Source organism: Nanchangia anserum, assembly GCF_015240065.1.
Classification (GTDB): domain Bacteria; phylum Actinomycetota; class Actinomycetes; order Actinomycetales; family Actinomycetaceae; genus Nanchangia; species Nanchangia anserum.
On sequence record NZ_CP060506.1, the window covers coordinates 1,132,750 to 1,145,581 of the forward strand.

The window sequence follows — 12,832 nt, forward strand, 5'->3', positions numbered from 1 at the left end:
GACTAGCCCTCAGCCCTCGCCACACCGAGATTGCGCTTGCCACGACGGAACAGCACCCAGCCACCGGCGAGCAGATCATCGCTGGTAATGACGCGCGCCTCGTCATCGACTTTGACGTTGTTGAGGTAGGCACCACCGGAGTTCACCGTCTGGCGCGCCTCGCGACGCGACTTCACCAACCCCGAGGCCACGAGAACATCGACAATCGTCGTCTCGCCCAGTTCCACCGGTTCGGCTGGAGCGGGCAGATCAGCCACGGCGGCACCGAGCGTCTCGGCGTCCAGCGTGCTCAGCTCACCGCGTCCCCACAATGCCTCGGTTGCCGCCAAGACGTTCTCCAAGGCGGACTGACCGTGGACCATCTCGGTGACGTCTGCGGCCAGCACTTTCTGCGCCTCGCGCGCAAACGGACGCTCCGCCACCGCCTGTTCGAGGCGGGCGATCTCGTCGCGGTCGCGGAAAGTAAAGATCTTCAGCAGCCGGATGACGTCGGCATCTTCCGTGCCCAACCAGAACTGGTAGAACGCGTAGGGACTCATCATCTCGGGATTGAGCCAGATGGCGCCGCCTTCGGACTTGCCGAATTTCGTCCCATCGGACTTCGTGATGATCGGCGTCGTCATGCAGTGGGCCTGCGCACCCTCGGTCTTGTGAATGAGCTCCATACCGCCGACGAGGTTGCCCCACTGATCGTTGCCGCCGGTCTCGAGCAGACAGCCGTAGCGGCGGTAGAGCTCGAGAAAGTCGTTGGCCTGGAGGACCTGGTAGGAAAACTCGGTGTAGGAAATACCCTCGGACGACGACAAGCGGCGCGCCACCGCCTCCTTACCCAGCATCGTTCCCATGCGGAAGTGCTTGCCCAAGTCACGCAGGAAGTCGATCGCCGACAGCTGCGAGGTCCAGTCGAGGTTATTGACCATGATGGCGGCGTTATCGCCGTTAAAGTCCAGCAGCTGACCGATCTGGTCGCGCAGCTTGGTGACCCACTGTGCGACGACGTCCTTCGAATGAAGCTGGCGCTCCCCACTCATCCGCGGGTCACCGATGAGCCCCGTGGCCCCGCCCACCAGGGCAATCGGGCGATGGCCGGCGCGCTGAAGATGGCGCATGAGGAGCAGCTGAACGAGGTGACCGTGGTGGAGCGAAGGAGCCGTCGGGTCGAAGCCGCAATAGAACGTCACCGGACCCTGCGCCAGCTGGGCGCGAATAGCGTCGAGATCCGAAGACTGTTCAATGAGGCCGCGCCAGCGCAGCTCCTCAATAATATCGCTCACCACTTCTCCTTTTCGTCATAGCTATGGGCCTGTGGCCCGTCCACACTGTACCAAGCGACCTGCGTGGCCCCGGGATCAGTTCACGCGCTAGCGGGCGCCACACTCCTCATCGGCAAATGCGCGCAGCGGCGTCAATCGCTCCTCCAAAGCGTTGAGTTGACGGGCGACGGCTTCCGGGGCGGTGCCGGACACGCCGTTTCGCGACTGGACGGAGCCTCGACACGTGAGCACCTCGCGCACCTCGGGTGTGAGCGCGGGATCGATGTCGGCGAACTCGGCATCGGAGAGCTCGTCGAGATCAATGCCGCGCGCCTCCGCGCGGGCGACGCAGGCCCCCGCCACCTCGTGGGCCCGACGAAACGCCATGCCCTGGCGCACGAGCCACTCGGCGATATCCGTGGCCAGCGAGAACCCCTGCGGCGCCAGCTCCTCCATTCTCGCGAGGTTGAGGCGCATCGTCTCAACCATGCCCGACACCGCCGGCAACAACACGTCGAGCGTGTCAATCTGATCGAAGACGGGCTCCTTATCTTCTTGCAGGTCGCGATCGTAGGCCAGGGGCAACCCCTTGAGCAGGCTGAGCAGGCTCGTCAGGTCGCCGATGAGCCGCGCGGCCTTCCCGCGCCCCAGCTCGGCGACGTCAGGATTCTTCTTCTGAGGCATGATCGACGAGCCCGTCGCGAACGCATCGTCAAGGGTGACGTAGCCGAATTCCTTGGTGTTCCAGATGATGATCTCTTCGCACAGGCGAGATACATCGACACCGATCTGGGCCGCAATGAACGAAAACTCGGTGACGACATCACGCGCGGCCGTCGCGTCAATCGAATTCGGCGCGCATGAGCTGAATCCCAAGTCCGCCGCGATCGCCTGAGCGTCCATGCCAAGGGTGTTACCCGCCAAAGCCGCCGAGCCGTAGGGCGATTCGTCGGCGCGTCGGTCCCAATCGCACCAACGCTCGATGTCGCGCACGAGCGGCCAGGCGTGAGCCGCGAGGTGGTGGGCAACGAGAACGGGCTGGGCGTGTTGGAGGTGGGTGCGCCCCGGCATGATGGCATCGCCGGCGCCGCGAGCCTGGGTGAGGATGGCATCGATGAGAGCGAGGACGCGATCGGCGAGATGACGGGCCTCGATGCGCAGATACATCCGAATCAGCGTGGCGATCTGGTCGTTGCGCGAACGTCCGGCCCGCAGCTTGCCGCCCAACTCCTCCCCCAGCTCCTCGAGCAGGCCGCGCTCGAGGGCCGTGTGCACATCCTCGTCGCCGGGTTGCGGAGCAAAGTCACCCGAGACAACGCGATCGCGCAGCCGGTCGAGTCCGGCACACAGGCGCTCTCCCTCGTCCTCGCTGAGGATGCCGACGGCGACGAGCTGGCGCGCGTGTGCGCGCGAACCGGCGATGTCGAGTTCCGCGAGGCGAAAGTCAAAATGCGTGGACACGCTCAACGCCGCAAGCGCCTCGGCCGGTTTCCCGCTAAATCGCCCGCCCCACAGGCTCACGGTGCCGCTCATGACGCGTCCGCCTGGGCAAGCCGAGCTTCGCGAGCTGCCGCGAGTTTGACCGGCAGGCCGTAGATGTCGATGAAGCCGCGCGCCGAGGACTGGTCGAAGGTGTCGCCGCTGTCGTAAGTCGCCAGGGAGAAATCGTAGAGACCGGTGTCGCTGCGCCGCCCGGTGACGACCGCGCGTCCGCCGTGGAGGATCATGCGGATCTCGCCATTGACGTGGCGCTGTGTGTCGTCGATAAAGGCGTCGAGGGAGGCCTTGAGCGGCGAGTACCACTGGCCGTCGTAGATGATCTCGCTCCACCGGGTATCGACCTGACGCTTGAATCGGGCCTGCTCGCGCTCCAGGGTGACGCGTTCGAGTTCCGCGTGGGCCTCGAGCAGGGTGACGGCGCCGGGGCACTCGTAGATCTCGCGCGATTTGATGCCGACGAGGCGATCCTCGACGAGGTCGATCCGCCCGATCCCCTGGGCACCCGCTCGCCGATTGAGCTCCTCGATGACGCCGAGCGGGGACAACTCAACGCCGTCGACGGCGACGGGGATGCCGGCCTCGAAGCGGATGGTTACCTCGTCGGGCAGGGGCGGGTAGGTGGGGTCGTCGGTGTAGGTGTAGACGTCCTTGGTGGGGGCGTTCCAGATGTCTTCGAGGTAGCCCGTCTCGACGGCGCGGCCCCACACGTTTTGGTCGATCGAGAAGGGATTGTGTTTCGTCGTCTCGATGGGCAGCTCGTGTTTTTCCGCGTAGTCGATGGCGACGTCACGCGTCAGAGCGAGGTCGCGCACGGGCGACAGGCACGTCATGTCGGGCGCCTGGGAGGTAATGGAGACCTCGAAACGCACCTGGTCGTTCCCCTTGCCCGTGCAGCCGTGGGCGACGGTGTGCGCTCCCGCGTCTCGGGCCACCTGGACGAGGTGCTTGGTGATGACCGGGCGCGACAGGGCCGACACCAACGGGTAGACGCCCTGGTAGCGGGCGTTTGCCTGGAGGGCCCGCATGCAGTACTCGGTGGCGAATTCGTCCCTAGCGTCGGCGACGACCGCGTCAACGGCACCGCAGGCAAGAGCTCGTCGACGGATGACCTCCAGGTCCTCTCCGCCCTGGCCGACGTCGACGGCCACGGCGATGACGTCGCGGCCGGTGCGTTCCTTGATCCAGCCAATGGCGACGGATGTGTCGAGCCCACCGGAGTAGGCCAGGACAACGGGATCTGTAGTCATCTCTTTCTCTTTCCTTCTCAGCACTAGGTGTTAGGCCGAAGTCGTGTCGGTGCGCACGGCGTGGACCGCGTCGCGAATGGCCGCGGGCACGGGCCGCCAGTCGTCTTCCGTGATGATGAGGGGCGGGGCGAGGCGCAGTGTCGCCGGACCTGTCGCGTTGGCGATGATGCCGCCCTCGCGCAGCTTGGTGACGACGGCGGGCGCGTCGGTGGCGATATCGATGCCGATGAGCAGCCCCTCGCCGCGGACCTCGGTAATGAGATCCGGCTCGATGTCGCGAAGTGCGCGACGCAGGTTCTCTCCTTGGATCCGAGCGTTGTCGACGAGGCGGTCACGCTCGATGATCGACAGCGTCGCGTCGACGGCGGCACCGGCCAGCGCGTTGCCGCCGAACGTCGTGCCGTGGGTGCCCGGGGTGAGAATGGCCCCGGCCGGACCGATTCCCACGCAGGCACCGACGGGGAATCCCCCACCGACTGCTTTCGCCAGGGTGACGACGTCGGGCACGATCGGTTTCCCGTCCGCGTCGCGCCAGGCGTGGTGGGCCATCCACCGGCCGGTGCGGCCGATACCGGTTTGAACCTCGTCGGCGACCAGGAGGGCTCCCGTGCGCGTCGTCAGGGCGCGCGCGGCAGCGATGAAGTCCGCGTCGATTGCGCGCACACCCGCCTCACCCTGGATCGGCTCAATGAATATGCCGCCAACGTCGTCTCCCCAGGCGGCTTCGAGTGCGCTCACCGTTGGCTCGATGAACTCGATGCCGGGCATGAGCGGAGCGAAGGGGGCGCGATAGGGCTCCTTCCACGTCAGGGCGAGCGCCCCGGTCGTGCGACCGTGGAAGGCGTGGGTGAGGGCGAGGATTCGCGGCCGCTGCGGGCCAGCGTGTTTGCGGACGATCTTCAGGGCCGTCTCGTTCGCTTCCGTGCCCGAATTCGTGAAAAAGACGCGCGTGCCCTCGGGGGCTTCGCCCGCCGAGAACAGCGCCGCGCTCACGCGCATCGCCGCCCTAATCTGCGGGGGCGTGGCAAAGAAATTCGACGCGTGCATGAGGCGGCCGGCCTGCGCGCTCACGGCCTCGACGAGATCGGGGTGGGCGTACCCCAGGCAATTCGTGGCGATCCCGCCCAGCATGTCGAGGTAGCGATTGCCCTCGACATCCCACACGTAGACGCCGCTGCCGTGGCTGAGCACGAGCTGGGGTGAGCCGAACGTGTTCATCAGCGTCTCGCCGTAACGCTCCCGCCACGTCGCGTCGCTCGCACTACTCATCGCTGTCTCCCTGTGCCCGGTCGTCGGTGACAACCATCGTTCCCACGCCCTTGTTCGTGAAGATTTCCAGCATCATCGAGTGCGGTTGGCGCCCATCGATGATCGTCGCCTGGCGCACGCCGGCGGCCACGGCGTCGATGCAGGCACCGAGCTTCGGGCGCATCCCGGCATCCAGGCTCGGCAGCATGGCGCGCGCGTCGGTGAGGCCGATGCGTTCGATCGGTTGCTTGCACTCGGGCCAGTCGCGGTAGAGGCTGTCGACGTCGGTGAGGACGATGAGCGACTTCGCTCCCACGGCCGCCGCGACGGCCGCCGCCGCCGTGTCTGCATTGACGTTGAGGACGCCGCCGGTGTGATCGGCATTGAGAGCGACGGTCGAGATGATGGGAATGCGGCCCGCGGCGAGCAGGTCCTCGATCGGCGAGGGGTCGACGGCCGAGATCTCGCCGACCTGACCGATGTCGACCTTGCGACCATCCACCTCGGCCATCGTCTTGCGCGCCTGCAACAGCCCGCCGTCTTCGCCCGAGATGCCGACGGCCCAGATCGATTCGCGGTTGATGAGGGAGACGAGTTCGCGCTGCACCGATCCCGTGAGGACCATCCGTACGACGTCCATGACCTCCGGCGTCGTCACCCGCAGCCCCTGGGTGAAGGGAGCGTCGAGGTCGAGCCTCTTGACCATGGCATTGATCTGTGGCCCGCCGCCGTGCACGACGATCGGGTGAACGCCCCACTGGTGGAGGAAGCGAATGTCCTCGGCGAAGGACTCCTGAAGGGCGGGCGATGTCATCGCGTGGCCGCCGTATTTGATGACGATGCGCTGGCCGGAATACATCCGCAGCCAGGGCATGGTCTCGAGCAGCACCGAGGCTTTGACGTGGGCGGGGATATCGATGGTGTTCATGAGGAATATGCGCTGTTCTCTTCGACGTAGTCATGGGTCAGGTCGTTCGTCCACACGGTCGCCGAGGCGCTTCCCGCACCCAGGTCTATCGTGATCGCGACCTCGCGGGCGCTGAGATCGACGAGGTCGCGTGGCTCGCCGACCTCGCCGCCGCGGCAAATCTCGACGCCGTTCATCGACACGCTGACGTCTTCGGGCGCATAGGCGCACACCTCTTCGCTCAGCGTGCCCAGCTCCGAAACGATGCGGCCCCAGTTCGGATCGGCGCCAAAGATCGCGGTCTTGAAGAGGTTCGACCGGGCGACGCAGCGCGCCGCCGCTTCGGCCTGGGACTCGCTGGCCGCGCGGGCCACCGTGATCGCGATGTCGTGGCTCGCTCCCTCGGCGTCGCCGATGAGTTCGCGTCCCAGCCGGGCGCACACCTCGCGCAGCGACTCGGTGAAGTCGTCCGGATCCGGGGTGCGCCCGGACGCCCCCGAGGCCAGCAAAATGACCGTGTCGTTGGTCGACATGCACCCGTCGGAGTCGAGGCGGTTGAACGTCGTGCGGCAGGCCTCGGCCAACGCCGTCTGCGCCACCGCCGCGTCGACGTCGGCGTCAGTCGTGATGACGACGAGCATCGTGGCCAGTCCCGGGGCGAGCATTCCCGCTCCCTTGGCCATGCCGCCGATAGCGTAGCCATCGCCGCTCACGCACGCCTGCTTGGAATGGGTGTCGGTCGTGAGAATGGCCTCAGCCGCGGCGCCGCCGCCCTCAGTGTGCGCGCCGGCCACGGCCTCGCGCACGCCGGGCAGCAGCTGCTCCATCGGCAGCGGTTCGCCGATCATGCCGGTCGAGCACACGAGGACGTCGCCCACCTCCACGCCGGCTGCGGCCGCGACGGTCTGGGCGGTCTCGCGCGCGTCGGCCAGACCGCGTTCGTCCGTGCACGCGTTCGCGCATCCCGAATTGAGGACGACCGCGCGAGCCTGACCGTCGCTCACGTGGTCGCGAGTGAGGTGAACGGGGGCGGCCGCGAAGCGATTCGACGTCAGCTGAGCCGCGGCAACACAGCGCGGTCCCGCGTTGATGACGACGGCGACGTCGAGGCCGCCCGAGGACTTGATGCCCGCGGCGACCCCGTGGGCGGTGAATCCGGCTGCTGCTGTCACACTCACGGTGCAACCCCCTCGATGCTGATGCCGACGTACTCGGGCAGTCCGAGCGCGATGTTGGCGGATTGAACGGCGGCACTGGCCGTGCCCTTGCCCAGGTTGTCGATCGCGCACACGACGACGAGAGTGCCCGCGCGCGAATCGATCGCATAATTGAGCGTGCACCGCCCCGATCCCGTGACGTCGCCGGTTGTCGGCCACGTGCCGCGCGGCAGCACGTCAATGAGGCTTTCCTCGTCGTAACACGCGTAGGCGCGCTCGAGAGCCGCCTCGTCGACGCCCTCGGACAGCGGCGCGACGATCGTCGCGAGGATGCCACGAGAGAAGGGGACGAGGACGGGCGTGAACGTCACGGCGACGTCGTCGGCCCCGGCGATGCGCAGATTCTGGATGATCTCGGGAATGTGGCGGTGCGTGCCGCCCACGGCGTAGGGCTGGGCCGACCCCAACGCGACCGACGCCATGAGGTGAGGCTTCATCGCCTTGCCCGCGCCGGAATAGCCAACGGCCAGCGTCGCGCTCAGGGCGGTGGCGTCAACGAGTCCGGCGGCGACGGCCGGCTGAATGCCGAGGGTGACCGCCGTGACGTTGCAGCCGGGCACAGCAATGCGTCGGGACGTGGCCAGCGTTCGGCGGGCCGCCTGGGCCGCACTCTCGCCGGCGTGGAGGAGTTCGGGCATGCCGTAGTCCCACGCTCCGGCGTGCGGTGAGCCGTAGTAGCGCTCCCACTCCCCCGCGTCCGTCAATCGGTGATCGGCGCCGCAGTCGATGAGGACGCCGGTGCCGCCGGCTTCTTCGATCTGCGCGGTGATCTCGCCCGAGGCACCGTGCGGAAGGGCGAGGAAGACGACGTCCATCTCGGCCAGCTTCGCGGGATCGGCCTCAACGAGGACCCGATCGGCCACCTGGGGCAGATGGGGATGGAACTCCCCGACCCGCCGACCAACCGAGGTGGCCGCGCACATCATCTGGGGGTCGATATCTGGATGAGCAACGAGGTGCCGAAGATCTCTCCACCGGCGTATCCGCTTGCTCCAACTACTGCTGCTCGATAGGTCACCCCATAAACATACGGCGATCGGTATTTTTATACCAAACCGGCTCAGCGGGTGGACGTCAGCGCCGCAGCGATGGAATCGGCCCACTCGCGCTCGGCCGCTTCGTCGCGGAAATCGCCCTCGATCGCGCCGCCGAGCTTGGCAACCGTCCGCTCGCGCCACGACAGTTCCTGCGGATTGAGCTTGCCCTTGAACGTCACGTAATCGCGCGGGCGCGCCGTCAACAGGGCCGGACCCACGCGCGAGGGATCCTCGATGCCGCCGGAGCCGACGCCAGCCATGCCCACGGAAAACGCCCACGCTCGAGCTCTTCGAGGTTGTGCCCGAACCGCGCAAGGAACTCGCGGCGCTGTCCATCCACTGCGTCATATACACCGCTGAGCCAACGACGACGGCGTCGTATTCGCTCACCGAGTGCACCGAGGCCGGCTCGATCTCATCGACGTCGAGGCCGTGCATGCGCAGCTGTTCAGCAATCGTCGCCCCGACCTCGCGGGTGGAGCCGTGCTTTGAGGCAACCGTAACTAGAACCTTCATAACCCCATTATGCGACCTGCCCCACGTGTGCGCAGGCGAGCGGGCCGCCGGAACCCGAAGACTCCAACGGCCCGCCCCTGCGATGAATCTAGGCGCGCAGCTGTCCGCCCGTCGCGCGCGCGACCGCCTTGACGATGCGCTTGCGCACCGCGGCGATCTCGGACGCATCGAGCGTGCGGTCGGCGGCACGCAGGCGCAGCGCGAACGCCAGCGACTTCTTGTCCTCGCCGATCTGGGGGCCACGATAGACGTCGAACAGGCTCACCGATTCGGCCAAGCCCTTCGCCGCGGTGGTGATGATCCCGACGAGTTCGGCCGCCGTGGTGGCCTCGTCGACGACGAACGCCATGTCTTCCTTGACGACCGGGTAGGTCGAGATCGGTGCGATCTGGCGCGCGGGTGCGGCCTGGGCAACCTCAACCAGCGGATCGATGGCGAGCTCGAAGGCCGCACTGCCGCGCGCGAGGCCGTACTCGGCAGCGACGTCGGGATGGAGCTCACCCGCGCGCCCGACGAGGGTGCCGTCCAGGCTCAGCTCGGCGAGGCGACCGGGTGGAATGGGAGGCGATCCTCGCTCGCCCCCTCCGCGTTGGCGACCTCCAGGGTGAGACCGAGGCAGCCCGCTGCGGCCTGAGCCGCCTCGAGCGCGTCGCGCCAGTCTTGGGTGCGCGTCGAAGCCCCATATCCGGCAGGTGACGCCTGCCCCGTGAGCACCCCGGCGATGTGCCAGGGCTGGTCGGGGGTTCCCGCGGCCAGACCGGCGATCTCGTCCGCGCTCGGACGCGATTCCACGCCGGGAATCGCGGCGGCTACCGTCGCGGTGGCGTCGGTGACGCGCCCGATCTCGAACACGGCGATGTCGGCGTTTCCGCGTGCCTGGTTGCGCTCGGCGATGCTCAGCAGCGTATCGAGCACCGAGGTGCGCAAATACGGCTGGTCCTCAGCCAGGGGTTGGCGATGCGCACGGCGCGGCGACGCGCGTCGCTAGCGGCGAAGCCCTGGCGGTCCCAGGCGTCACCGACGAACGGGTAGGACAGCACCTCGACCAGGCCGCGGTGAGCCAGCGTGTTAGCCATATCGCGGCGGGCGGCTCATGAGGCTCAGCCCACGTCCGGCCGGGGCGGTGGGGACAATCGAGGGGATCTTCTCGTACCCATCCAGACGGGCGATCTCCTCGACGTAGTCGGGCATCGTCCGCAGGTCGGGCGCCAACTCGGCGGGGTCACGACGACATCGTCTCCGCGCCGTTCCACCTCGCAGCCGCCGATCGCGCGCAACAGCTCCTCGACGCGCTCGGGTGAGTAGTCGACTCCGACGAGGCGAGTGGGGGCATCGACGGCGAAAGTCACCGGCTCGGGCGCGCTAACCGTCGAAATGTCGGTGACACTGATCGATCGTCTCTGATCTTTCCCCCGCCGTAGCGCACGAGGAGGTTCGCGGCGACCTGCGCCGCGACGCCGGCCAGACGCGGATCGACACCGCGCTCATTGCGCTTGGCCGACTCCGAGGGGATTTTGTGGCGCCGCGACGTACGCGCGATCGAGATCGGGTCGAAGTGCGCCGACTCCAACAGGATCGTTGTCGTCGTCTCGCTGATCTCGGTCTCGGCACCGCCCATGACTCCGGCGAGACCAAGGACGCGCTGCCCGTCCGGGCCATCGGCGATGCACAGGTCCTCGGCATCGAGAACGTGTTCGACGCCGTCGAGCGTGACGTGGCGCTCGCCCGCCTTCGCCCGACGCACGACGAGCGGACCGGCGACCTTATCGGCGTCGTAGGCGTGCAGCGGCTGGCCGAGATCGAGCATGACGTAGTTCGTCACGTCGACGGGCAGGGAAATCGAGCGCATCCGCGCGGCCTCGAGGCGCTTGACCATCCACTCAGGCGTCGCGGCGTGCGGATCGACGCCCTCGATCAGCCGGGTGACGAAGCGATCACAGCCGATGGAACCGCGAATCGGGGCGTCGTCGGCGATGACGACCTCGAAGCCGTCGCCGCTGTCGCCGGCCACGCCGCCCTCGACGTTGTCGGCAAGGCCGGGGTCGGTGAACGTCGCCCCGGTCGAGAGTGCGTATTCGCGCGCGATTCCGCGCATCGAGAAGCAATAGCCGCGATCGGGGGTGATGTTGATCTCGAGGACCTCCTCACCCAGCCCCAACAGGTCGAGGACGGATTCGCCCGGAGCCGGGATCTGGTCGGCGCTGAACTTCTCAGTCAACACGAGGATGCCGTCGTGGGCCTGGCCGAGGCCGAGTTCGCGTTCAGAACAGATCATGCCGTCCGAGATGTGCCCGTAGGTCTTGCGCGCGCTGATAGCGAAGTCGCCGGGGAGCACCGCACCGGGCAGGGAGCACACGACGAGGTCGCCGACCCCAAAGTTGTGGGCACCGCAGATGATGCCGCGGCTTGGCAGCTCCGACGGCTCCTTGCCCTCGCCCGGGGCGTCATTGTGGACACCGACGTCGACGCGGCAGTAGTTGATGATCTTGCCGTTCTTCTGCTTCTCGGGATCGCACGTGAGAACGCGTCCGACGACGAGGGGGCCTCTCACCTGGGCCGGGTGGATCTGTTCTTCCTCAAGGCCGACGCGCACGAGATCGCGGGCCACGTCGGCCGCCTCAGTGCCCTCGGCGACGTCGACGTGCTCGCTCAGCCATTTAAGCGGGACAAAAGCCATGACTACTCCCTTTCCCTTACGCAGTGAACGCGCGCGAGAACCGCACGTCGCCCTCAACGATGTCGTGCATGTCGGCAATTCCGTGGCGCAGCATGAGCGTGCGCTCGATGCCCATGCCGAACGCGAAGCCCTGGTAGACGTCCGGATCGATGCCGCACGCGCGCAAGACGTTGCGGTTCACCATGCCGCACCCGCCCCACTCGATCCAGCCCGGTCCACCCTTCTTCTGCGGGAACCACAGGTCCATTTCGGCGCTGGGCTCGGTGAAGGGAAAGAAGGAGGGACGCAGCCGGGTGCGCGCCTGCGGGCCAAACATCGAGCGCGCGAAGTGATCGAGCGTGCCCTTGAGGTGGGCCATCGTCAGGCCCTTGTCGACGGCCAGCCCCTCGACCTGGTGGAAGACCGGCGTGTGGGTTTGGTCGAGCTCGTCGGAGCGGAAGACCTTGCCCGGGCACGCGATGTAGACGGGAAGGTCGCGCTCGAGCAGGACGTGCGCTTGAACCGGCGACGTGTGGGTGCGCATGACGAGATGCGCGTCGGCCTCGCCGGTACCCACCGATTCCGAGTCGATGTAGAAGGTGTCCTGCATCTGACGCGCCGGGTGGTCCTGATCAAAGTTCAGAGCGTCGAAGTTGAACCACTCGTGCTCGAGTTCGGGCCCTTCGGCGATCTCCCACCCCATCGCCGTGAAGAAGTCGGAGACTTCGTCCATGAGGACGCCCAAGGGGTGACGCGCTCCGCGCGGCAGACGCGGAACCGCCGTCGTGACGTCGAGGGTCTCGGCCGCGATGCGGGCCTCGCGCTCGGCGCGCGCGAGTTCGTCCTCGCGTTCGCCAAACGCGGTGTTGACCCGCGCCCGCGCCGCACCCATCGTCTTGCCGGCCTGCGCGCGATCGGCCGGCGCGACCTCGCGGATGCGGCGATTGGCACCGACGAGCGCCGACTTGTCGCCCAGGTGGTCGATCTTTGCCTGCTTGAGCCCGGCAAGGTCGGACGCATCGCGGAAGGCGGTGATGGCCGCCTCGACGGCCGCCTCCACTCCGGCGTGATCCAACGGGGACAGCGATGTGTCCTCAACGGTCATGGAAACCCAGTCCTTTTCAACGGTCTGTCCCCGCCGCGGCGAGGCTGTTTTGGCTCCAGCCTAACGCGTGCGCCAACCGGGCTTTATCCCCCACCGCGTGCCGGACGCCGCCGAGTCAGCTCCACGAGCGTGAGGGCATAGGGTGG

Annotated in this window: 8 protein-coding genes and 3 pseudogenes; all 11 read right to left on the reverse strand. The window is 67.3% G+C overall.

Annotation, left to right across the window (positions count from 1 at the left end; genetic code table 11):
• Window positions 1-2 precede the first annotated feature (2 nt).
• Window positions 3-1,274 carry a tyrosine--tRNA ligase gene (gene tyrS, locus H8R18_RS05255; protein ID WP_191071035.1) on the reverse strand — a complete coding sequence of 424 codons (1,272 nt, stop codon included), beginning with the start codon at window positions 1,272-1,274 and terminating at the stop codon, window positions 3-5.
• 87 nt (window positions 1,275-1,361) lie between these two features.
• Window positions 1,362-2,786 (reverse strand): argininosuccinate lyase, encoded by a 1,425-nt coding sequence (gene argH, locus H8R18_RS05260; protein ID WP_191071036.1) that lies wholly within the window; start codon window positions 2,784-2,786, stop codon window positions 1,362-1,364.
• On the reverse strand, window positions 2,783-4,000 hold the full coding sequence (locus H8R18_RS05265) for an argininosuccinate synthase (protein WP_191071037.1): 1,218 nt from the start codon (window positions 3,998-4,000) through the stop codon (window positions 2,783-2,785). Before H8R18_RS05265 ends, argH begins: the two co-directional genes overlap by 4 nt.
• Window positions 4,001-4,030: 30 nt before the next feature.
• A complete protein-coding gene (locus H8R18_RS05270) occupies window positions 4,031-5,269 on the reverse strand; it encodes an acetylornithine transaminase (RefSeq protein WP_191071038.1) in 1,239 nt (412 codons plus the stop codon).
• The gene (argB, locus tag H8R18_RS05275; RefSeq protein WP_191071039.1) at window positions 5,262-6,176 is read right to left on the reverse strand and encodes an acetylglutamate kinase; all 915 of its coding nucleotides are present in this window, start codon (window positions 6,174-6,176) and stop codon (window positions 5,262-5,264) included. Before argB ends, H8R18_RS05270 begins: the two co-directional genes overlap by 8 nt.
• Window positions 6,173-7,333 carry a bifunctional glutamate N-acetyltransferase/amino-acid acetyltransferase ArgJ gene (argJ, locus tag H8R18_RS05280; RefSeq protein WP_194189183.1) on the reverse strand — a complete coding sequence of 387 codons (1,161 nt, stop codon included), beginning with the start codon at window positions 7,331-7,333 and terminating at the stop codon, window positions 6,173-6,175. Before argJ ends, argB begins: the two co-directional genes overlap by 4 nt.
• Window positions 7,330-8,390 (reverse strand): annotated as a pseudogene (argC, locus tag H8R18_RS05285) (N-acetyl-gamma-glutamyl-phosphate reductase). The gene argJ and the pseudogene argC overlap by 4 nt, the downstream one beginning before the upstream one ends.
• Before the next feature lie 42 nt (window positions 8,391-8,432).
• Window positions 8,433-8,669, reverse strand: a complete 237-nt coding sequence (locus H8R18_RS09755) for a hypothetical protein (RefSeq protein ID WP_338089185.1) — start codon at window positions 8,667-8,669, stop codon at window positions 8,433-8,435.
• Between the two features lie 124 nt (window positions 8,670-8,793).
• A pseudogene (locus H8R18_RS09760) lies at window positions 8,794-9,093 on the reverse strand (hypothetical protein); the annotation flags it as partial.
• A pseudogene (gene pheT / locus H8R18_RS05295) lies at window positions 9,014-11,602 on the reverse strand (phenylalanine--tRNA ligase subunit beta). The pseudogenes pheT and H8R18_RS09760, both read right to left, overlap by 80 nt.
• Window positions 11,603-11,618: 16 nt before the next feature.
• Window positions 11,619-12,686, reverse strand: coding sequence for a phenylalanine--tRNA ligase subunit alpha (gene pheS / locus H8R18_RS05300; protein ID WP_191071044.1), 1,068 nt, complete (start codon window positions 12,684-12,686; stop codon window positions 11,619-11,621).
• Window positions 12,687-12,832 lie beyond the last annotated feature (146 nt).

Bases quoted from the DNA above. Each gene is read 5' to 3' on its own strand.
- argH (WP_191071036.1), bottom strand. From the start codon at position 2,786: ATGAGCGGCACCGTGAGCCTGTGGGGCGGGCGATTTAGCGGGAAACCG.
- H8R18_RS05265 (WP_191071037.1), bottom strand. From the start codon at position 4,000: ATGACTACAGATCCCGTTGTCCTGGCCTACTCCGGTGGGCTCGACACA.
- H8R18_RS05270 (WP_191071038.1), bottom strand. From the start codon at position 5,269: ATGAGTAGTGCGAGCGACGCGACGTGGCGGGAGCGTTACGGCGAGACG.
- argB (WP_191071039.1), bottom strand. From the start codon at position 6,176: ATGAACACCATCGATATCCCCGCCCACGTCAAAGCCTCGGTGCTGCTC.
- H8R18_RS09755 (WP_338089185.1), bottom strand. From the start codon at position 8,669: ATGGCTGGCGTCGGCTCCGGCGGCATCGAGGATCCCTCGCGCGTGGGT.
- pheS (WP_191071044.1), bottom strand. From the start codon at position 12,686: ATGACCGTTGAGGACACATCGCTGTCCCCGTTGGATCACGCCGGAGTG.